This is a genomic window from Pseudomonas sp. (genome assembly GCF_049653025.1).
Lineage (GTDB): Bacteria > Pseudomonadota > Gammaproteobacteria > Pseudomonadales > Pseudomonadaceae > Aquipseudomonas.
Map to the genome: position 1 here is coordinate 353,349 of NZ_JBASFM010000006.1, position 18,527 is coordinate 371,875.

Annotated in this window: 19 protein-coding genes; 8 read left to right on the forward strand and 11 right to left on the reverse strand. The window is 62.8% G+C overall.

The window, feature by feature from the left end; genetic code table 11:
• Positions 1 to 53: 53 nt before the first annotated feature.
• Entirely contained in the window at positions 54 to 1,397 is a 1,344-nt protein-coding gene (locus WBK23_RS04700) for a sensor histidine kinase (RefSeq protein WP_424482810.1), read from the forward strand.
• On the opposite strand, the gene WBK23_RS04705 is transcribed toward WBK23_RS04700, so the two are convergent.
• Entirely contained in the window at positions 1,363 to 1,929 is a 567-nt protein-coding gene (locus WBK23_RS04705; protein ID WP_424482811.1) for a nitroreductase family protein, read from the reverse strand. The genes WBK23_RS04700 and WBK23_RS04705 overlap by 35 nt on opposite strands.
• Positions 1,930 to 1,998: 69 nt before the next feature.
• The gene (locus WBK23_RS04710) at positions 1,999 to 2,370 is read right to left on the reverse strand and encodes a YkgJ family cysteine cluster protein (protein WP_424482812.1); all 372 of its coding nucleotides are present in this window, start codon (positions 2,368 to 2,370) and stop codon (positions 1,999 to 2,001) included.
• 215 nt (positions 2,371 to 2,585) lie between these two features.
• Between WBK23_RS04710 and WBK23_RS04715 the strand changes: the two genes are divergently transcribed.
• Both WBK23_RS04715 and WBK23_RS04720 read left to right on the forward strand, forming a co-directional pair.
• The gene (locus tag WBK23_RS04715) at positions 2,586 to 4,040 is read left to right on the forward strand and encodes a TrkH family potassium uptake protein (protein ID WP_424482813.1); all 1,455 of its coding nucleotides are present in this window, start codon (positions 2,586 to 2,588) and stop codon (positions 4,038 to 4,040) included.
• 53 nt (positions 4,041 to 4,093) lie between these two features.
• On the forward strand, positions 4,094 to 5,548 hold the full coding sequence (locus WBK23_RS04720) for a TrkH family potassium uptake protein (RefSeq protein WP_424482814.1): 1,455 nt from the start codon (positions 4,094 to 4,096) through the stop codon (positions 5,546 to 5,548).
• Between the two features lie 212 nt (positions 5,549 to 5,760).
• Here WBK23_RS04720 and WBK23_RS04725 read toward each other — a convergent pair whose 3' ends face one another.
• Positions 5,761 to 6,762, reverse strand: a complete 1,002-nt coding sequence (locus WBK23_RS04725) for an AraC family transcriptional regulator (RefSeq protein WP_424482815.1) — start codon at positions 6,760 to 6,762, stop codon at positions 5,761 to 5,763.
• A 157-nt stretch (positions 6,763 to 6,919) separates the two neighbouring features.
• Here WBK23_RS04725 and WBK23_RS04730 point away from each other — a divergent pair, with 157 nt between their 5' ends.
• On the forward strand, positions 6,920 to 7,237 hold the full coding sequence (locus WBK23_RS04730; RefSeq protein WP_424482816.1) for an Mpo1-like protein: 318 nt from the start codon (positions 6,920 to 6,922) through the stop codon (positions 7,235 to 7,237).
• Between the two features lie 158 nt (positions 7,238 to 7,395).
• A complete protein-coding gene (locus WBK23_RS04735) occupies positions 7,396 to 8,784 on the forward strand; it encodes an adenylate/guanylate cyclase domain-containing protein (RefSeq protein ID WP_424482817.1) in 1,389 nt (462 codons plus the stop codon).
• On the opposite strand, the gene WBK23_RS04740 is transcribed toward WBK23_RS04735, so the two are convergent.
• Together WBK23_RS04740 and WBK23_RS04745 are read right to left on the reverse strand one after the other, a co-directional pair.
• Positions 8,777 to 9,808, reverse strand: coding sequence for a glycosyltransferase family 4 protein (locus WBK23_RS04740; RefSeq protein WP_424482818.1), 1,032 nt, complete (start codon positions 9,806 to 9,808; stop codon positions 8,777 to 8,779). The two genes, WBK23_RS04735 and WBK23_RS04740, sit on opposite strands and share 8 nt — an antisense overlap.
• The gene (locus tag WBK23_RS04745) at positions 9,805 to 10,629 is read right to left on the reverse strand and encodes a UDP-2,3-diacylglucosamine diphosphatase (RefSeq protein WP_424482819.1); all 825 of its coding nucleotides are present in this window, start codon (positions 10,627 to 10,629) and stop codon (positions 9,805 to 9,807) included. Before WBK23_RS04745 ends, WBK23_RS04740 begins: the two co-directional genes overlap by 4 nt.
• A 134-nt stretch (positions 10,630 to 10,763) precedes the next feature.
• On the opposite strand from WBK23_RS04745, the gene WBK23_RS04750 reads away from it, so the two are divergent.
• The 3 genes from WBK23_RS04750 (at position 10,764) to WBK23_RS04760 (ending at position 12,781) form a co-directional block, all read left to right on the forward strand.
• Positions 10,764 to 11,516: an AraC family transcriptional regulator gene (locus tag WBK23_RS04750; protein ID WP_424482820.1), complete on the forward strand. Its 753-nt coding sequence runs from the start codon at positions 10,764 to 10,766 to the stop codon at positions 11,514 to 11,516.
• Positions 11,517 to 11,597: 81 nt separating this feature from the next.
• Complete coding sequence (locus tag WBK23_RS04755; RefSeq protein ID WP_424482821.1) at positions 11,598 to 11,933, forward strand: tRNA-binding protein; 336 nt, start codon at positions 11,598 to 11,600, stop codon at positions 11,931 to 11,933.
• Positions 11,930 to 12,781 carry a DMT family transporter gene (locus WBK23_RS04760; protein WP_424482822.1) on the forward strand — a complete coding sequence of 284 codons (852 nt, stop codon included), beginning with the start codon at positions 11,930 to 11,932 and terminating at the stop codon, positions 12,779 to 12,781. Before WBK23_RS04755 ends, WBK23_RS04760 begins: the two co-directional genes overlap by 4 nt.
• A gap of 9 nt (positions 12,782 to 12,790) precedes the next feature.
• Here WBK23_RS04760 and WBK23_RS04765 read toward each other — a convergent pair whose 3' ends face one another.
• The 6 genes from WBK23_RS04765 to WBK23_RS04790 form a co-directional block, all read right to left on the reverse strand.
• Positions 12,791 to 13,081 (reverse strand): SelT/SelW/SelH family protein, encoded by a 291-nt coding sequence (locus WBK23_RS04765; protein WP_424482823.1) that lies wholly within the window; start codon positions 13,079 to 13,081, stop codon positions 12,791 to 12,793.
• A gap of 104 nt (positions 13,082 to 13,185) precedes the next feature.
• A complete protein-coding gene (locus WBK23_RS04770; protein WP_424482824.1) occupies positions 13,186 to 15,276 on the reverse strand; it encodes a FimV/HubP family polar landmark protein in 2,091 nt (696 codons plus the stop codon).
• Between the two features lie 265 nt (positions 15,277 to 15,541).
• The gene (locus tag WBK23_RS04775; protein WP_424482825.1) at positions 15,542 to 15,796 is read right to left on the reverse strand and encodes a hypothetical protein; all 255 of its coding nucleotides are present in this window, start codon (positions 15,794 to 15,796) and stop codon (positions 15,542 to 15,544) included.
• A complete protein-coding gene (locus WBK23_RS04780) occupies positions 15,793 to 16,944 on the reverse strand; it encodes an MFS transporter (RefSeq protein WP_424482826.1) in 1,152 nt (383 codons plus the stop codon). The genes WBK23_RS04775 and WBK23_RS04780 overlap by 4 nt, the downstream gene beginning before the upstream one ends.
• Positions 16,944 to 17,378, reverse strand: a complete 435-nt coding sequence (locus tag WBK23_RS04785; RefSeq protein ID WP_090248226.1) for a MarR family transcriptional regulator — start codon at positions 17,376 to 17,378, stop codon at positions 16,944 to 16,946. The genes WBK23_RS04780 and WBK23_RS04785 overlap by 1 nt, the downstream gene beginning before the upstream one ends.
• An 82-nt stretch (positions 17,379 to 17,460) precedes the next feature.
• A complete protein-coding gene (locus tag WBK23_RS04790) occupies positions 17,461 to 18,477 on the reverse strand; it encodes a DUF2804 domain-containing protein (RefSeq protein ID WP_424482827.1) in 1,017 nt (338 codons plus the stop codon).
• Positions 18,478 to 18,527: the final 50 nt, after the last annotated feature.

Sequence of the window (18,527 nt, forward strand, 5' to 3'; positions counted from 1 at the left end):
CGCCCATCCAGCCGCAAGGCTTGATGGGCGTTTCTGTTAGTTAAGGAGTTACCGTGCGTTCACTGTTCTGGCGCATCTTTGCCAGCTTCTGGCTGGCTATCGCCCTGGTTGCCGGGCTGTCCATGCTGCTTGGGCGCATGCTCAATCAGGACGCCTGGCTGCTCAACCAGCATCCGGGCATGGATGACCTCGCCGAGAAGTGGACGCAGCGCTACGAAAAGCAGGGCCCGCGCGCCGCCCAAGCGCTGCTCGAACAACGCAAACGCAAGTTCAGAATCGACGTGCAGGTGCTCGACGACAGCGGCCAGCCGGTGATCAAGGGCACCTTCCCGCCCCGCGCGGCAGCCTTTGAAGCCCGCCACATGAATGAAAAGCGCCTGCCCTGGCGGCGTTTGAGTGTCGACTACACCAGCCCGCACAGCGGCGAAACCTACCTGTTTATCTACCGCATCCCGATTCCCGAAGTCGCCGCCTGGCAGCGCGACAGCCTGCTCTGGCCACTCAGCGCGCTGGGCATTGCCATGCTGGTGCTGACCCTGTTCAGCCTCTGGCTGACCCTATCGATCACCCGCCCGCTGGATCGACTGCGCGGTGCGGTGCATGACCTCGGCCAGACCGCCTACCAGCAGAACAGCCTGGCGCAGCTGGCCGAACGCCGCGATGAACTCGGCGTGCTGGCCGGCGACTTCAACCGCATGGGCGCGCGTTTGCAAGGGTTGATCGGCAGCCAGCGCCAGCTGCTGCGCGACGTGTCCCATGAATTGCGCTCCCCCCTGGCGCGCCTGCGCATCGCCCTGGCCCTGACCGAGCGGGCCGATACGGCCGAACGCGAGAAGTACTGGCCACGCCTGAATCAGGAATGCGACCGCCTGGAAGCCCTGATCAGCGAGATTCTCGCCCTCGCCCGCCTCGACGCCGACCCCGGCGCGACGCAACCGATTGACCTGAGCGCCTTGCTGCACAAGCTGCAAGACGACGCACGCCTGGATGCCCCCGAGCAGCAGATCGAGGTGCAGGCAGAGCCTGGCCTCAACCTCAATGGCTGGCCGGACATGCTCCAGCGTGCGGTGGAAAACCTGCTGCGCAATGCGCTGCGCTTCAACCCGGTGGGGCAGGCAATCGAACTGAGCGTGGTGAAAGACGCCGATCAGCTATGCCTGAGCGTGCGTGACCATGGTCCGGGCGTAGCCGCTGAACACCTGGCGCGCCTGGGTGAGCCGTTCTTCCGCGCGCCGGGGCAAACCAGTAGCGGCCACGGCCTGGGATTGGCGATTGCCCGTCGCGCCGCCGAACGCCACGGCGGTAGCCTGGAACTGAGCAATCACCCCGACGGCGGTTTCTGCGCCAGCTTACTGCTGCCGCTCAAACCGGTGACTGAGGGGCCGCCCAGGCACTGACGAAGTCGGCCAGTTCCAGCTGCGGCACGGCGCGCAACTCACGCTCCGGGGTGCCCAGGTAGAGGAAGCCGACAATCTGCTCGCCCGCGCCCAGGCCAAGCCCGGCGGCGACCTGCGGGTTATACGCCAGTTCACCGGTGCGCCAGACCGCGCCGATGCCCTGAGCATGCGCGGCGAGCAGAATGCCATGCGCCGCGCACCCCGCCGCCAGCAGCTGCTCCTGCTGCGGCACCTTGAAATGCGCCTGCAGACGCGCCACCACGACCACCAGCAACGGCGCACGCAGCGGCATGGCATGCGCCTTGGCCACTGCCTCGGGGCTGGCATCGGCGGGCAGCGCGCTGGCAAACAGTTCGCCCAGCTGGGTCAGCGCCGCGCCTTCGATGGTGAGAAAGCGCCAGGGCCGCAACTGGCCGTGATCCGGCGCGCGCAGGGCCGCACGAAACAGCAGCTCGCGCTGCGCCGCATCGGGTGCGGGGGCCACCAGGCGGGGCGCGGAAACACGGTTTAGCAGCGCATCAAGAGCGTCCATCAGCCACCTCAGAGATTGGATCAGTCGACCATTCTAGTGCCTGGGTGCAGCCACCCGATAGCCACGGCGTCAGGCCACGCGCTCCGGCTCGACGCTCGGCAGTACCGGCGGCGTCAGTGGCGGCAAGCCATAGGCGCGGCGCGCATCGTCGCAATGCGCGTTGTGTTCGCCATTGACCCAGGAGGCCTCGAACTCGCGACAGGTGCTCGAACGCTGCTCATACAAGGTGCAGCGCACCCCTTCACCGACCTCGCCGAGCAAGGCCGTGCAACGCACCGGTTTGCTTTCGGTGCCGAGCATGGCGACGCGGTGCGGGGTGATCAGCACCACGCGGTCATCTGGCACCACACCACCGGCCGATTGGCACTCGCCCCAGAAGAACGACACCCGAAAATGCGCGCAGCACGCGCCACAGCTAAGACAAGGGTTGCTATCAGACATGATTTAGACGACTCAGAAACCGGCAAGGGCCGGCACCTCAGCTGGCGTAAACGTACGCGCAGTGGTTTTCCCACAGTCCGGCCTACATGGCCTGAGCGGGCGGCTATTCTATGCCGCGCCTGTGACTTGTAAAGTGCGCTCGCAGGTGGCTGTACAGCGCCCATGGCGCGCGTAGAATGACGCCCCTTTGCCACTCCAAAGCCGAGCCCGAATTCATGTCATTGCCGACACTGCGCATCATCGCTTTTATTCTCGGCATCTTCCTGATCACCCTGGCCATCAGCATGTTGCTGCCATTGCTGACGCTGCTGATCTATTCACGCACCGACGACCTCAACGCCTTTCTCTGGTCCAGCCTGATCACCGCCATCGCCGGCATCGTCATGATCGCTCCGGGCAGGCCCAAGGAAGCGCACCTGCGCCCACGCGACATGTACCTGCTGACCACCGCCAGCTGGGTCATTGTGTGCATTTTCGCCGCGCTGCCGATGGTGCTGATCCATCACATCAGCTACACCGACGCGTTTTTCGAGACCATGTCCGGCGTTACCACCACCGGTTCGACCATATTGACCGGCCTCGACAGCGCCTCGCCCGGCCTGCTGATCTGGCGCTCGATGCTGCACTGGCTCGGCGGCATCGGTTTTATCGGCATGGCCGTGGCGATCCTGCCATTGCTGCGGGTCGGTGGCATGCGCCTGTTCCAGACCGAATCCTCGGATTGGGGCGAGAAGGTCATGCCGCGCTCGCATATGGCGGCCAAATACATCCTGCTGGTTTATCTGGGCTTTACCCTGCTGGGTTTCCTGGCCTTCTGGGCGGCGGGAATGACGCCCTTCGACGCCATCAACCACTCCATGGCATCGATCTCCACCGGCGGTTTTTCCACCTCGGATTCCTCCCTGGCCAACTGGCCGCAACCGGCGGTGCATTGGGTCGCCGTCGTGCTGATGATTATTGGTGGACTGCCCTTTACCTTGTATGTCGCGACCCTGCGCGGCAATCGTAAAGTCCTGTTGAGGGACCATCAGGTACGCGGCTTTATTGGTTTTCTAGTTCTCACCTGGCTGGTTTTTGGCACCTGGCTCTGGCAGAACTCGGAGCACAGCTGGCTCGACGCCTTTCGCATCGTCGCGGTGAATGTCACCTCGGTAGTGACCACCACCGGCTTTGCCCTCGGTGACTACACCACCTGGGGCGGTTTTGCGGTGCTGCTGTTCTTCTACCTGACCTTTATCGGTGGCTGCTCGGGCTCCACTTCCGGCGGTTTGAAGATTTTCCGCTTCCAGGTCGCCTACGTTCTGCTCAAGGCCAACCTGCAGCAGCTGGTGCACCCCCGCGCGGTGATCAAGCAGCAGTACAACGGCCACAGCCTGGATGAAGACATCGTTCGCTCGATGATCACCTTCTCGTTCTTTTTCAGCGTCACCATCGGCGTGATCGCCCTCGGCCTGACCCTGGTCGGCCTCGACTGGGTCACCGCGCTGACCGGTGCCGCCACCGCCGTGTGCAACGTCGGCCCGGGCCTGGGCCCGATCATCGGTCCGGCGGGCAACTTCTCGACCCTGCCGGACGCGGCCAAATGGCTGCTGACCATCGGCATGCTGCTCGGCCGCCTGGAAATTCTCACCGTGCTGGTGCTGTTTACCCGCGCGTTCTGGCGTCACTGACGCAGGCGCTCAGGCACTACTCTCTGTTATCAACGGACACGGAACGCGCTTAGATGGCCTGGCCAACCTTACGCATCATCACCTTTATCAACGGCATCTTTCTGCTGACCCTGGCGATCAGCATGGCCGTGCCCATGCTGACCCTGATGATTTTCTCGCGCCCCAACGAGCTCAACGCCTTTCTCTGGTCGAGCCTGATCACCTTCGTCGCCGGCATGGCGATGATCATCCAGGGCCGGCCCAAGGATGTGCAGCTGCGCCCGCGCGACATGTACCTGCTGACCGTATCCAGCTGGGTGCTGGTGGGCATCTTCGCCGCCCTGCCCTTTATGTTCTCGCAGCACCTGGGCCTTACCGACGCGATCTTCGAGAGCATGTCCGGCATCACCGCCACCGGGGCCACCGTGCTGATCGGACTCGACAGCATGTCGCCGGGCATCCTGATCTGGCGCTCGCTGCTGCACTGGCTGGGCGGTATCGGTTTTATCGCCATGGCCGTGGCGATTCTGCCGATGCTGCGTATCGGCGGCATGCGCCTGTTCCAGACCGAATCCTCGGACCGTTCCGAGAAGATCATGCCGCGCTCACACATGGTGGCCAAATACATGGTGGCCGCCTACCTGGGCATCAGCCTGTTCGGCTGCCTGGCCCTGTGGATCGCCGGCATGGGCCTGTTCGACGCGATCAACCACACCATGTCGGCGATCTCCACCGGTGGCTTTTCCACTTCGGACCAGTCGGTTGGCAAATGGAGCGAGCCGGGCGTGCACTGGGTGCTGGTGTTGCTGATGATTCTCGGCAGCGTGCCGTTCGTACTGTTTGCCTCGATGCTGCGCGGTAACTACAAGGCACTGATCAAGGATCAGCAGGTGCGAGGCTTTCTGACCATCTTGCTGAGCACCTGGGTGGTGATGGGCACCTGGTATTGCCTGACCACCGAACTGCACTGGCTCGAAGCCGTGCGCCACGTGGCCGTCAACACCACCTCGGTGATGACCACCACCGGCTTTGCCCTCGGCGACTACAGCCTGTGGGGCGGCTTTGCCGGCATGCTGTTCTTCTACCTGGGCTTTATCGGTGGCTGCTCGGGCTCAACCGCTGGCGGTTTAAAGGTGTTCCGCTTCCAGGTCGCCTATATCCTGCTCAAGGCCAACCTGATGCAGCTGGTGCACCCGCGCGCGGTGATCAAGCAGCAGTACAACCGCCATCACCTGGATGAGGACATCGTTCGTTCGATCCTGACCTTCTCGTTCTTTTTCACCATCACCATCGCCGCACTCGCCCTCGGCCTGACGCTCTGCGGCCTGGACTGGATCACCGCGCTCAGCGGTGCAGCCAGCACGGTATCCGGCGTCGGCCCGGGCATGGGCCCGATCATCGGCCCGGCAGGCAACTTCGCCACCCTACCGGATACGGCCAAATGGCTGCTGACCCTCGGCATGCTGCTGGGGCGCTTGGAAATCCTCACCGTGCTGGTGCTGTTGATGCCGACCTTCTGGCGTCATTGAGAACCTGTCTCGGATCTGCTGCGCGTCGGCGATACTGCGTTAAAAACAGGCTCGGCAAGCCGCTGCGGCTAACGCGCTTTAGCGCGACCCGAAGGGCGAGTGCAACGAGTAATGCTTTTACAACTCGTAAACTCCGCTTCCTCGGCCCTTTTTGCCTTGTCTCGCTCTAGCTCGCGAGGTCCGAAACAGGTTCTAAGAGCCCGCGCATGCCGCTACAACCGTGCGCGGTACTCGCCTGGGGTGACCTCGAACCAGCGGCGGAACGCGCGGAAGAAGTTACTCGGGTCGGCAAAGCCCAACAGGTAGGAGATTTCCAGCAACGTCAGGTTGGGCTGGCCGAGGTACTGCGCGGCCAGCTCGCGCCGTGTGTCGTCGAGCAGGTGCTGGTAGCTGGTGCCTTCATCCTGCAAACGGCGCTGCAAGGTGCGCTCGGACAACAACAAGGCCTGCGCCACCGTCTCGCGCTTGGGCTCACCCTGGGGCAACAGGCGACACAGCACCTGACGCGCCTGATGGGTCACCCGGCTGCCGGAGAAGCGCGCCAGATAATCCCCGGCAAAGCGATCGTGCAACTGCGCCAGGGCCTCGTTGGCCGACGGCAGCGGCGCATCCAGGTCGGCACGTTCGAACAGCAACGCATAGTGCTCGGCATTGAACTTCAGCGGGCACTGAAACACCTCACGGTAGGGTTCCAGGTCTTCCGGCGGCGGCCCCATAAAGCTGACCAGGCGCGGCCGTAGCGGTTTGCCGGTGAGCCAACGGCAGAACGCCAGGGAATGCGCCAGCGAAGCCTCGGCGCTCTGTCGGGCCGACGGCAGGCGGTCACCATGGATCGCCAGGACCATCTCGTAGCCTTCGGGCGTCGGGTGGAAGCTCAGGTCGGCCCCCTCGCCAATGATCCGCTGATAGCGCACCAGGCGAGCAAAACCTTCCTGCAGGTTGCGGCTGGACATCACCGCATAACCCACCACGTTGAACGAGGATGGCCGCAAGGTTTTCGCCATGTTCAGGCCAATCGCCGGATTGCCGGATGCTTCTACGGCCATGTGCCAAAGGCGCGTCATGCCATCCTGGGGGAAGCGCGCATCGGCATCGCCGAGGGCCGCGTAGTCGAGGCCCAACTGGGTAAACAGGCTGCGGCAATCGACACCGCCAAGCTCCAACGCTTGCACGATACCGGAGGCCCAACTGGAGGAAGTGGTGCGTTCGCTCATGGCGTTTTCTTATTGTGAGTCAGCAAAAAGGGCGACCGAAGGATACTAAACTGGCACCGAATGTCAGTGGCCTAACGAGTCAGTCGACCTAGACTGCAAGTAACCCGTGATGGCTGCAATCACTGCCGCCCACAGAAGAATAAACCGGAGGCCTGCCATGACCACTGAAACCCAGCAGCGCTACGCCAGCTTTGCCGAGTTCTACCCCTATTACCTGCAGGAACACAGCAACGCCACCTGCCGCCGCCTGCACTATGTTGGCAGTCTGTTGGTGCTCAGTGTGCTGGGCTATGCCCTGCTTACACAGCAATGGCTATGGCTGCTGGCCATCCCGCTGGTCGGTTATGGCTTTGCCTGGGTGGGCCACTTCGTGTTTGAAAAGAATCGCCCGGCCACCTTCGATTACCCCTTCTACTCGCTGATGGGCGACTGGGTGATGCTCAAGGATGCCTTTACCGGGCGGATTAAATTCTAGACTGACCGCTAACCAAGGCCTTACAGCCGTTCGGCTGCCGCGCTTGGCGGTTGTCATGGGCTTGGTTATGATCCCTGGCTATTTTGCACGCCAGCCATGGCGTGCCGCCCAGGCACCCAGCAGAGGTGCCAGCCAAGCAGCAGGGATTGTTCCAAAGGATGAATGTCAAGACCGCCCCCCGACTCTCAGAACTGCCGGCACCGCCGTTGCGCGAATACTACTCGCGCGTCCTGGCCTATATCGCCATCGCCGCCAGCATCGCCGCCGGAACCTTCACCCAGCATTTTTCCTACGACATCCTCTGGATGGTGCCTTACGCCCTGCTCTACCCGCACTTGGCGCACCACCTGAGCCTACGCTTCAAGCGCGACCACCCGCAGCGCACCACCCTCGGCCTGCTGTTTGTTGATGCGCTGCATTCGGGTGGTGTAGTGGCCCTGCTCGGGTTCTCGGTGGTGCCCAGCCTGATGTCGCTGCTGATTCTGCTGTTCAGCTCGCTGGTGATCGGTGGCCTGCGCTACCTGGGCCTGGCGGGACTGATCGCCCTGAGCAGCGCAGTACTCAGCGCAGCGCTGCTTGGCATCAAGCCGAACATCCATACCCCGGCGCTGGTGGCACTGGTCAGCATCTTCTTTACCACCCTGTATATCTGCATCACCGCCTACTTCGTGCACCAGCAGGGCCTGCGCCTGGCCCATGTGCGCAGCGAAATCACCCGCGAGCAGGAAAAAGCCGCGCGGCTGGCGCGCAACCTGGCCAAGTACCTGTCGCCGCAGGTGTGGGAGTCGATCTTCAGCGGCAAGAAGAGCGTGCGCCTGGAAACCCAGCGCAAGAAGCTCACGGTGTTCTTCTCCGACATCAAGGGCTTTACCGAGCTGTCCGAGGAACTGGAAGCCGAAGCCCTGACCGACCTGCTCAACACCTACCTCAACGAAATGTCGAAGATATGCCTGAAATACGGCGGCACCATCGACAAGTTCGTCGGCGACTGCGTGATGGTGTTCTTTGGCGACCCAGCCAGCAAAGGCGCGAAGAAGGACGCGGTAAACGCGGTGTCCATGGCCATCGCCATGCGCAAGCATATGAAGGTGCTACGCCAGCAGTGGCGCGCCCAGGGCATCACCAAGCCGCTGGAAATCCGCATGGGTCTAAACACCGGCTACTGCACGGTGGGCAACTTCGGCGCCGACACGCGCATGGACTACACCATCATCGGCCGCGACGTGAACCTCGCCAGCCGCCTGGAAAGCGCCGCCGAATCCGGCGAAATCCTGATCTCCCACGAGACCTACTCACTGATCAAGGACGTGATCATGTGCCGCGATAAGGGCCAGATCACAGTCAAAGGCTTTACCCGTCCGGTGCAGATCTACCAGGTGGTGGATTTCCGCCGCGACCTGGGTGCCACCTCCAGCTATGTCGAACACGAACTGCCAGGGTTCTCGATGTACCTGGACACCAACGGCATCCAGAACTTCGACAAGGAAAAGGTCATCCAGGCCCTCAGTCATGCCGCTGATAAGCTGCGTGACAAGGTGATCATGTAAGCCCCACCTGGGCCTGTACGTCTGCGCCGGTGCCGATCAGCGGTTGCTGCGCAAGAAACTCCAGCGCCGACGCTGCCCAGGATTGCCGCGCCGCCAGCGCGGCGCACTGCTCACGATCCAGCGCCAACGCCGCCAGGCAGGCCGCGCGCAAATCCTCGTCCAGCACTCCGCTGACACCCGCTTGCACAATATCCAGCGGCCCGGCTACGGGAAAAGCCGCCACCGGTGTGCCGCACGCCAAGGCTTCAAGCATCACCAGGCCATAGGTATCGGTACGCGACGGAAATACCAGCACGCTGGCCTGTTGATAGGCCTGGGCCAATGCCGCGCCGTGCCGATAACCGAGAAACTGTACCTGCGGATAAGCCGCTTGCAGGGCTTCACGCTGCGGGCCATCGCCGACCACCTGCTTCTCCCCCGGCAGATCGAGGCGCAGAAACGCCTCGATATTCTTCTCCGCGGCAATCCGCCCGACATACAGAAACGCCGGCGCAACCCGGTTCAACGGCGTGTTTGAGGGCTGAAACAGCCGGGTATCGACGCCCTTGCGCCATAACGCCAGGTGCCGAAAACCCCAGCCAGTAAACTCGTCGCGCATGCGCTCGGTCGTCACCAAAACGGCCTGGCTCGGCCGATGAAACGCGCGCAGGAAGGCATAACCCCAACTCAGCGGAATCCAGGGCCAGCGGGTGTTGATGTATTCGGGAAAACGCGTGTGGATGGCGCTGGAAAAGGCCAAGCCACGCTTAACCAACCAGCGCCGGGCCGCCCAGCCGAGCGGGCCTTCGGTGGCCAGGTGCACGCAGTCGGGCTGAAAATCACGAATCGCCGCGCCGACTTTCCAGACATTCCACACCAGCGGAATTTCCGGGTAGCTGGGGCACGGCAGCGTGCGAAAATCCGCCGGCGACAGCAGCTTGACCTGATGGCCCAGGCCGCGCAGCTCAGCAACCAGCGCCTGCAAGCTGGTGACCACGCCATTGACCTGCGGCGTCCAGGCATCCGAAACAATCAGCACCCTCACAACACGGGCTCGGCGGCGGCCACCGGCTGCGCCACGGCCTGAGCCTGACGGGCCTGGTCATCGGCCAGCCGATACAGCTCGATACTGCCATCCAGATGCTCGATCAGCGCCGTGCAGGACTCCACCCAGTCGCCGCAATTCATGTACTCGACATCGCCCATCGGGCGGATCTCGGCATGGTGGATATGCCCGCAGACCACACCATTGAAGCCACGCTTGACGCACTCGTGGACGATTGCCTCTTCAAAGTCACTGATAAAGCTCACCGCACTCTTGACCTTGTGCTTGAGGTACGCCGACAGCGACCAGTAGCCGTAGCCATAACGGCTGCGCCAGAAATTCAGCCAGCGGTTGAGGGTCAGGGTAAAGCCGTAGGCCGAGTCGCCGAGAAAGGCCAGCCAACGGTGGTAACGGGTGATCACGTCGAACTGGTCGCCGTGAATCACCAGCAGGCGACGACCATCGGCGGTGATGTGCTCGGCCTCGTCGACCAGCTGGATATTGCCCAGGATCAGGCTGGAATAGCGGCGCAGAAACTCATCATGGTTACCGGTGACATAGATCACCTCGGTGCCGCGCTTGCTCATGGTCAGCAAGCGGCGGATCACGTTGCTGTGCGCCTGCGGCCAGTACACGCCGCTACGCAGTTTCCAGCCGTCGATGATGTCGCCGACCAGGTAGACCTTGTCGGTCTGGTAGCGTTTGAGAAACGCCGCCAGATGTTCCGCCTGGCAATCGCGGGTGCCCAGGTGCACATCGGAAATCCACAGGGTGCGGACACGTTGCTTACGACTCGGTTTGGCGAGCTGGGCGCTGGTCATAGACGACCTCCGGCTGGGTTTGCTCGAGTCTGCGCAGCGCCAGTGAAACCACCATGACAGCGGCGTGGCGATTCGATGACAGCGCACGCGCCTGGTCTGCGGGTAGACTTAGCCGCTTGAACTAGGAGCCCACCATGCCCTCGCTGCTGTCGTTGCGTCACTACAGCCATGAACTGCTCAGCCACAGCCATGCGCATGCCCAGCTGGTATTCGGCCTGAGCGGTCTGCTCGACTTTGAAGTGGCCGGCCGCGGCAGTTTGATCACCCGGCAGACCTTGGCCGTGGTGCCTTGTGACGCCCAACATGCCTGCGGCAGCAAAGCCGGCAGCCAATGCCTGGTGCTCGACGTGCCGTCCGAGCAGTGGTTGCAGCAGCAACTGGGCCGGCATGCCAATGCCACTCGCAGGCTGCTCGACACGCCGGCAGCGGTCAGCCTCAACCCGGCGCAGGGGCAGCTGGTCAGCTGGCTGGCGGCCAGCCCGATCAATGACCCGGTGATCGCTCAGCAAGGTGCGGCTCTGCTTCTGGCCAGCCTGGCCAATGATGCGACCAGCCCTCCTGAGCCCAGCAGTCTGCCGCTGGCGGCGATCGACGCGCATATCGACCAGCATGCCGCCCACCCGCTGCAAGTCGCCGATCTGGCGCGGCTGGCCGGGCTCTCGGCGGCGCGCTTTCATGTGCGCTTTCTCAGCGCCACCGGGCAAACACCCATGGATTACGTGCGCAGCCGACGCTTGCAACTGGCCCGCCAGCTGTTGCAGCACAGCACTCTGGCAATCGGCGAAATCGCCGCGCAGGTTGGCTACAGCTCGCAAAGCGCGTTTACCGCTGCCCTCTCGCGCCAGTTCGGCCGCTCGGCACGCGCCCTGCGTTTGCAGCGCGAGTAACGCGACAAACACCGCAAGCCTGGCGACAGACAAGCGTACGAGCGCCCCCTAGACTGCAAGCTGCAATCAGGGGGCGGCGCTATGCAACAGATCGAATGGGACGACTTTCAACGGGTGGAACTGCGCGTCGGCACCGTGCTGTCCGCGCAGGTCAATGAAAAAGCCCTGAAGCCGGCCTACGTTCTGCAGGTCGACCTCGGCGAGCTGGGCATCAAGCAGTCCAGCGCACAACTCACCGCCCACTACGACTGCGCACAGTTGCTCGGCCGCCAAGTGCTCTGCGTGTGCAACTTCGCCGCCAAGCGCATCGCTGGCGTGCGCTCCGAGGTGCTGGTGACTGGCGTGTATGACGCCGACAACAAGGTGGTGCTGGCCAGCTTCGACAAACCGCTGCCCAATGGCGCGCGCCTGGCATGAATCAACGTAAGGCCCTTTGGGCCATTCACCTGGGCGCCCTGCTGTTCGGCTTGTCCGGGATCTTCGGCAAACTGGCGAACACCGCACCGCAAATGATCACCGCCGGCCGTTCGGTGTTTGCCGTACTGGCCCTGCTGCTGTTCGCCAAACTGCTGAGCAAGGCCGAACTGCAACGCCTCAGCTTGCGCCAACTGGGCCTGCTGACCCTTGGCGGTCTGTTGCTCGGCGGCCACTGGTGGAGCTTTTTCGAATCAGTACATATCTCCGGCGTGGCCATCGCCACCCTCGGTTTTGCCAGCTTTCCAGCGTTTACCGTACTGCTCGAAGGCCTGTTGTTTCGCGAACGCACCCAGCCGGCCGAGTACGCCATGGTTGCCCTGGTGTGCCTCGGGTTGGTACTAGTCACCCCGAATTTCGACCTGGCCAGCCAGGCCACCAGCGGCCTGCTCTGGGCAGTGCTGTCGGGTCTGCTGTTTGCCCTGCTGTCGCTGCTCAACCGCGCCAGCACCCGTGGCATCGACCCGGTACAGGCTGCGCTGTACCAGAACCTGGCGGTACTGCTGGTATTTATGCCGCTGGCCTGGCCGGTGCTGCCCAGCGTGCAGGCGCAGGACTGGTTGTGGATGGCCATGCTCGGCATCTTCTGCACGGGCCTGGCACACAGCCTGTTCGTTGCCAGCCTGCGCGTGCTCAAGGCCCGCACCACGGCGGTGATTTTCGCCCTGGAGCCGATCTACGGGATTGCCTTTGCCTGGCTGCTGTTCAGCGAAGTACCGACCCTGCGCATGCTCGCCGGCGGCCTGCTGATCATCAGCGCGATCTTTCTTTCGGCGCGTCTGGCCAAGTAATTCAGGCGCTTAACCAGCCGGTCGGTCGTTGTGGCCCAGATCGCGGGCCGGGTCGATCTGGTCACGCACACGCTGCTTGAGCACCTTGGCCTCGGGGAAGCCGCCATCGGCCTTGCGCTCCCAGATCTGCACCATGTCGCAGGTGATGCGAAACACCCCACCAGTACCCGGCTCCAGGCTGACCTTGCCCAGGTCATCGGCAAAAGTCGAGAGCAGCTCCTGGGCCAGCCAGGCGGCACGCAGCAGCCATTGGCACTGAGTGCAGTAGGTGATGACAACTTCGGCTTTGGCGCTGGACATGGCGGACTCCCTGACGATCGAAGCGCGATGATAGCGTGCTACGCGCAGGCCGCTAAAACGAAAACGCCCGCTCTGCTGAGCGGGCGCTGGGGGGAGAAAGCTAACTAGGCGATTCTTGCCAGTAACTGCCGCGCCCTCTGTTTCTGCTTCTCGTCACCGCTGCTGATGATTTCATTGAGGATACTGCAGGCGCTGTCCAGACTGCCCTGCTCGATATAGGCCAGGGCCATATTGAGCTTGGCCAGGTTGTCGCGACTGCCCGCCAGATCGTCCAGTTCACTGATAACGGTGAGCGGCGCGGCCTTGGGCTGATCGGCAAAGGCATCGCTGAGTTCCTCATCCGCCCAACCGTCCTGCGTGGTTTCCTCCACCAGCATCGACTCGGCAAATGGGCTGCGCGCATCGCGACCAGCGCCCATTTCAAAACTGTCCGAGGCTTTCGCGCTGACCGGGCTGGGGGCACTTTGTGTCTTGTTCGGCGCAGCAGGCGAGAACGGACTGACTAGGTCCCAGTCGGCATCCAGTGACAGATCGTCCAGATTGAGATTGCTGTCGTCGGGCACGCTGCTTTCCGACACTTCCAGCGACACGTCATCGAGGTGCAGCTCCGCATCGTCCAGCAACTCAGTCGGCGGTGTGCTGAACAGCTCGGCATGCCGCGCCTTCAACTCATCGATACGCACCGCGTTGAAGCCTGCAGCACGCAAGTTGCTCTCCAGCTCGCTAAAGGCCTGTATATCGCCCAGCTTGGCCAGCACCTCGAGCAGGCGGAAACCGATGTCACTGCGTTGCGGTTGCACCCGCAGCGCCTGGCGCAAGGTCGTCGCGGCATCGGCAAAACGGCCATAGGCGATGTACACATTGGCACTCTGCAGGGCATCGGTTTTATCGGCCTCCGGCCAGATGGGGCCGGTGCTAGGCGCGGTGTGCGCGCTGACCGATACCGCGGCAGCCGCGCGCGGAGCCACGGCGGCAGTCGGCCTGACTGCGACAGACACTTGCTCAACCGGTGCTTGCGGCTCCGGCGAACGGTTTCGCGAACGCCACAACACACCGACAACGCCGGCAAACAGTAGCGCCAGCAAAGCCAGGCCGGCTGTCAGCCAGTTGTTATCCGACGTGTCAGGGGCTGCAGCTGTAACCGGAGCGGTCGGGACAACCGCTGCCGCCGCCGTGCGCGCTGCCAGCTCAGCCTGCAATCCGGCAATCTGCCGATCACGCGCGGCCATCTGTTCCTGCAGCGCTTCTACCTGTACGCCCAGCTGAGCCAGGCTCTGCTGCAACTGCGAGGTTTCGGCAATCTGATTGGCCAGTTCCTGATCAACGCGACTCTGCTCTTTAAGCAATGCCTGCTGATCCGCCACTGCATCTGGCGATTCGCCAACCAAGAGCTCAACAACGACCGCCTCAGCGGGCGCAGACACGACTGCGGCATCAGCGGCCACCGACGAATCAATATCTGCAACAGCAGGTGTGCGTGCGACGCTGTCGGGCAACAACAACTCGCCGCCGGCACGCATCCGATTGATATCGCCATTGATAAACGCCTGAGGGTTAAGCGCATGGATATCGTTCATCAAATCCTGCTGGGAGACCGTGCTACCGACCTCGCGCAGGCGTGCGGCGATCTTCCACAGGCTGTCGCCGCTGACCACGCTGTAGCGTTGGCCTTGCTCAGCTGTCGGCATTGCTCGCGGCGCACTGACCGGCTGCGCTGTAGCAGGTGCGCCCCTATTGATGGGGCGCACGGCGGCAGGCAACGGTTCTGGCGCTGCGGCCAGGCTGCGATAAGCCGAAGAGCCAGGCGGATCGAGTAGCACGGTGTATTCGCGGTACAGCTGACCGTTGGGACGCACCACTTCGACGATAAAGTTCAGGTAAGGCTCGCGCACCGGCTGGCTCGAAACCACGCGAATCACGCTCTTGCCGCCGCGCAGCAACGGGGTGAAACGCAGGTCACTGAAGAAGTACAGGCGATCGACGCCGGAACGGCTGAACACATCGGCAGGTGCCAGACGTACACGCATGTCTTCAGCGGTCAGGTCGCCGACATCAAACAATTCGATTTCGGCATCCAGCGGCTGGCTCAGCGCCGAATGCAGGGTGATCTCGCCCAGCCCCAAGGCCGGAACCAGACTCGAGTAGAGGGCCGAGCTTGAAGCCAGGCCAATCAGTAACTGACGAACCCTTGCCATAAAAGACGCTCCCGGTGAATCCGCTCGCTATGCACTTCCCACAACACGCCAGAGAGGCGCGCGCATCCCGCATTGGGACAGCATAGAAGACGGCAACTAAAAACTCGGGAATTACGTTCCATGTCGAACCCGGCTGGTGCATGGCCATAATCACGACGCGCATCGCCATAAGCAGGCAAGCGCCGTTTGGCAAAGAGCCATCACAGGTGGGAGCATAGGCTTGCAGTCAATAAAATGACAAGTCGATCACACTTTCAATCGACCGTCAGCGTCTTGTCGGCCTGACGCCCCAGGCGGCCAGAATCGTGACGAAGAACACCGCCGCGACCAGCCAGAAGCTTTGCTCAAAGGCCAGCACTTCAGCCAACGGATGGCCGCCTTCGGCTGCATGCCGCCATTCGAGAAAGAAAGTCAGCAGGTTGACCCCGAACGCGCCGCCGAGCTGGCGCACAAAGGTGATAGCACCGGCCCCCAGAGCCAGCTCTTCGACGCTGAGGATATCCAGCGAGCCCGTGCTCAAGGCCGGCAGCTCACCCCCAGGCCGACCCGACCAACGCAGGCCCAGAAGCACAGCAGCGCGAACGACGCGCCCTGCCCAACCCAGGCCAGGCCGGCAGCCGACAGCGTGAAGATCAACAAGCCGCTGATCAGCAGCAGCGCCGCAGATAGGCGATCGCTCAGCCAGCCTGCAACAAACGAAGCCATGCCCATCAGCAGCCCCGCCGGCAGCAACAGCATGCCAGCCTGGCCGGCGCTATAACCCTCGACAGTTTGCAGGTACAGGGGAATCAGATAGGTCGAACCATACAGGCCCAGCCCCAGGGTCAACGCCACCCAACTGGCGCTGCGAAAACCGGCGTGCCGCCACAGGCTCAGCGGCAACAAGGGTTTGCCGCTGCGGCGACTGCGCCAGACAAACGCGGCCAACGCCACGACCGCCAGCAGCCCCAGGCCCCATACCCGCGGTTGCCACCAGGCAAAGCGTTGCGCTTCGGCCAGAAAGCCCAGCGCCGCAAACAGGCCCAGGCACAACCAAGCGAATGCCCGAAAATCCAGCAACGGCGTGCTGCGATCGCCCTGATTAGGCAGCAACCATTGCCCGGCCAGCAGCGCCAGCAGGCACATCGGCAAGGGCATCCAGAACACCGCCACCCAACCGAAGTGATCGACCAGATAACCGCCGATGCCCGGCCCCAGAGTGGGAGCCAGCATCACTCCGAGGCCGTAAAGTCCCAGCGCCATGCCCCGGCCACCATCGGCGAACACGCGAAAGATCAGCACCATCGCCAGCGGCTGGACGATACCGGCGCACAAGCCTTGAACGATGCGCAGGGCGATCAACTGCCAGGCCGCCTCGACGATCAACGCCAACAGCGAGCTGAGGATAAACAGCAACAGACCGGCTTGCGCCGTGCGCCGCGCCCCAAAGCGCGCATGGGCCCAGGCGGCCAGCAACAGGCCGGCGGTCATGGCCGCGAGAAAACCGGTGGACAGCCACTGCGCCAGCGGCCGGCCGATGGAAAAGTCTGCCATGATCGCCGGCAAGGCGACATTGATGCTGGTCGAAGCCAGCACCATGGCCATGCTGCCGACCATCAGCAACGCCAGCAACCACTGTGGATAGTGCTTGCCGAAGCGCTGCTGCAGAGCCGGCAGATCGTCCTGCATCAGCGCTTTTCCAGGTTACTCAACACTTGCGCGTGGACCTTCTGGCAGCGCCGCAGTTCGTCTTCGTCGATGCCGGCGAACACCTCTTGGCGCAGTTGCGCGGAGATCGCTTCGATCTTTTCAATCAATGGACGGGCTTGTGGACTGAGGGCGATCTTCTTTGCGCGACGATCCTCAGGCACTGCCTGACGGCTGACCAGGCCTTGCGCTTCGAGACTGTCGAGCAAGCGCGCCAGGGTCGGACCCTCGACACCCACGCTCTGGGCCAGTTCACGCTGGGTGGGCAGTTCGGCAAACCGCCCAAGGTGCAGCAGCACCAGCCAGCGGGCCTGGGAAAGGCCAAGGCCGACCAGGCGGCGATCCAGTTCGGCGCGCCAGGCGCGGGAGAGTTGGGCAACTTGCATGGCGAAACGGTGTTGATCGGTATGCGACATGGACAACGGCTCTTAACTATCAAAAACTAATTATTAGCCAGCTAACCATAACCCTTTTAACGAGGCAAGCCTGCAAAAGGTTTCACCACTTTACATACTGGTCTTCGACAAAGCCCCAGAGGTTTTCGATGCGCACCTCGGGACGGCCAGTGGGACGCAGCACGCCATTGAACTGGCCGAATATTTGTTTGAAGTTACTCGCGATAAATCCCAGGTTGAGGCGTTCCTTGTGCAAGCCACGCCCTTCGAAGTGCAGCTCCACCTGGCCATCGAACGAATTGATCTGCCACGGTTGCAGCGGCTGCTCGCGGTCGAAGGCAAAGCGCACCGTATCGACCTTGTGCAGCTCGCCGTCGAGCCAGAAGCAGTTCTCGGTGAAGCTGGTTTCGTTGACCCCGCACGACAGGTTCAGCCCCATCCTCTGCGCGCCGGCCTGGCCCGACAGGCAAGCCCAGTTCCAGTGCGTTTCGGGGCGCATATAGCCGGCCGACCAGTCGTGGTGGGCAAACGCACCGATCTGCGCCAGGTCGAAGTTACCCAGCGCGCTGCTGACCTGACCCACGCACCGCACGCCGGCCACCTTCTGCGCATAAACCCAGCCGTTGGTCGCCGTTGGCGTGTTGATGCACATGGGTTGAAACGCCGGCACAGCCTCGCTGAAGTGCGCATCGATGCGAGTGCCGTCATCCAGCTCCACCAGCAGGCGTTTTTCCCGCGTCGCCCCCGAATTCTCCAGGCGCAGCAGGTTACGGCCACTGCGCAACTCGCACACACCGTCATCCGGCGTCTGCGAGAACTGACTGCCAAAGCCAAGCGGCAGCTTGAACTGACGCTCGATCATGCGTCCGCTGGCTGGATGAAACAGGTAGACGAAGCCGATGCCGGCCAGGCTCAGGTTGGCCAGCGCACAGCCGCCGATCAGCTCGTCGCTGATCACCCCGAAGTATTGGAACTGGTGAAAGCGCCGCCACTTGGCCAACGCTCCCAGGCGTCGCCCCATGGGCGAGCGGAAGTCAAAGTCGCGGTAATTGATCTCCCCGGGCGCAGCGGGAAAGATGCCGTAATGCGGCTGGCCGTTGGCCTGAATCAGTCGATCCATCGGAGCAATCACTCAAGGAGAAAACCTCAGCGATGCTAGCACCGCGGCTT

What these genes read in the sequence shown, in the direction of transcription:
- WBK23_RS04725 (WP_424482815.1), bottom strand. Translation starts at nt 6,762, where the DNA reads ATGAGCGAACGCACCACTTCCTCCAGTTGGGCCTCCGGTATCGTGCAA.
- WBK23_RS04750 (WP_424482820.1), top strand. Translation starts at nt 10,764, where the DNA reads ATGCCCTCGCTGCTGTCGTTGCGTCACTACAGCCATGAACTGCTCAGC.
- WBK23_RS04730 (WP_424482816.1), top strand. Translation starts at nt 6,920, where the DNA reads ATGACCACTGAAACCCAGCAGCGCTACGCCAGCTTTGCCGAGTTCTAC.
- WBK23_RS04715 (WP_424482813.1), top strand. Translation starts at nt 2,586, where the DNA reads ATGTCATTGCCGACACTGCGCATCATCGCTTTTATTCTCGGCATCTTC.
- WBK23_RS04705 (WP_424482811.1), bottom strand. Translation starts at nt 1,929, where the DNA reads ATGGACGCTCTTGATGCGCTGCTAAACCGTGTTTCCGCGCCCCGCCTG.
- WBK23_RS04785 (WP_090248226.1), bottom strand. Translation starts at nt 17,378, where the DNA reads ATGTCGCATACCGATCAACACCGTTTCGCCATGCAAGTTGCCCAACTC.
- WBK23_RS04710 (WP_424482812.1), bottom strand. Translation starts at nt 2,370, where the DNA reads ATGTCTGATAGCAACCCTTGTCTTAGCTGTGGCGCGTGCTGCGCGCAT.
- WBK23_RS04760 (WP_424482822.1), top strand. Translation starts at nt 11,930, where the DNA reads ATGAATCAACGTAAGGCCCTTTGGGCCATTCACCTGGGCGCCCTGCTG.
- WBK23_RS04720 (WP_424482814.1), top strand. Translation starts at nt 4,094, where the DNA reads ATGGCCTGGCCAACCTTACGCATCATCACCTTTATCAACGGCATCTTT.
- WBK23_RS04780 (WP_424482826.1), bottom strand. Translation starts at nt 16,944, where the DNA reads ATGCAGGACGATCTGCCGGCTCTGCAGCAGCGCTTCGGCAAGCACTAT.
- WBK23_RS04770 (WP_424482824.1), bottom strand. Translation starts at nt 15,276, where the DNA reads ATGGCAAGGGTTCGTCAGTTACTGATTGGCCTGGCTTCAAGCTCGGCC.
- WBK23_RS04765 (WP_424482823.1), bottom strand. Translation starts at nt 13,081, where the DNA reads ATGTCCAGCGCCAAAGCCGAAGTTGTCATCACCTACTGCACTCAGTGC.
- WBK23_RS04755 (WP_424482821.1), top strand. Translation starts at nt 11,598, where the DNA reads ATGCAACAGATCGAATGGGACGACTTTCAACGGGTGGAACTGCGCGTC.
- WBK23_RS04790 (WP_424482827.1), bottom strand. Translation starts at nt 18,477, where the DNA reads ATGGATCGACTGATTCAGGCCAACGGCCAGCCGCATTACGGCATCTTT.
- WBK23_RS04735 (WP_424482817.1), top strand. Translation starts at nt 7,396, where the DNA reads ATGAATGTCAAGACCGCCCCCCGACTCTCAGAACTGCCGGCACCGCCG.
- WBK23_RS04745 (WP_424482819.1), bottom strand. Translation starts at nt 10,629, where the DNA reads ATGACCAGCGCCCAGCTCGCCAAACCGAGTCGTAAGCAACGTGTCCGC.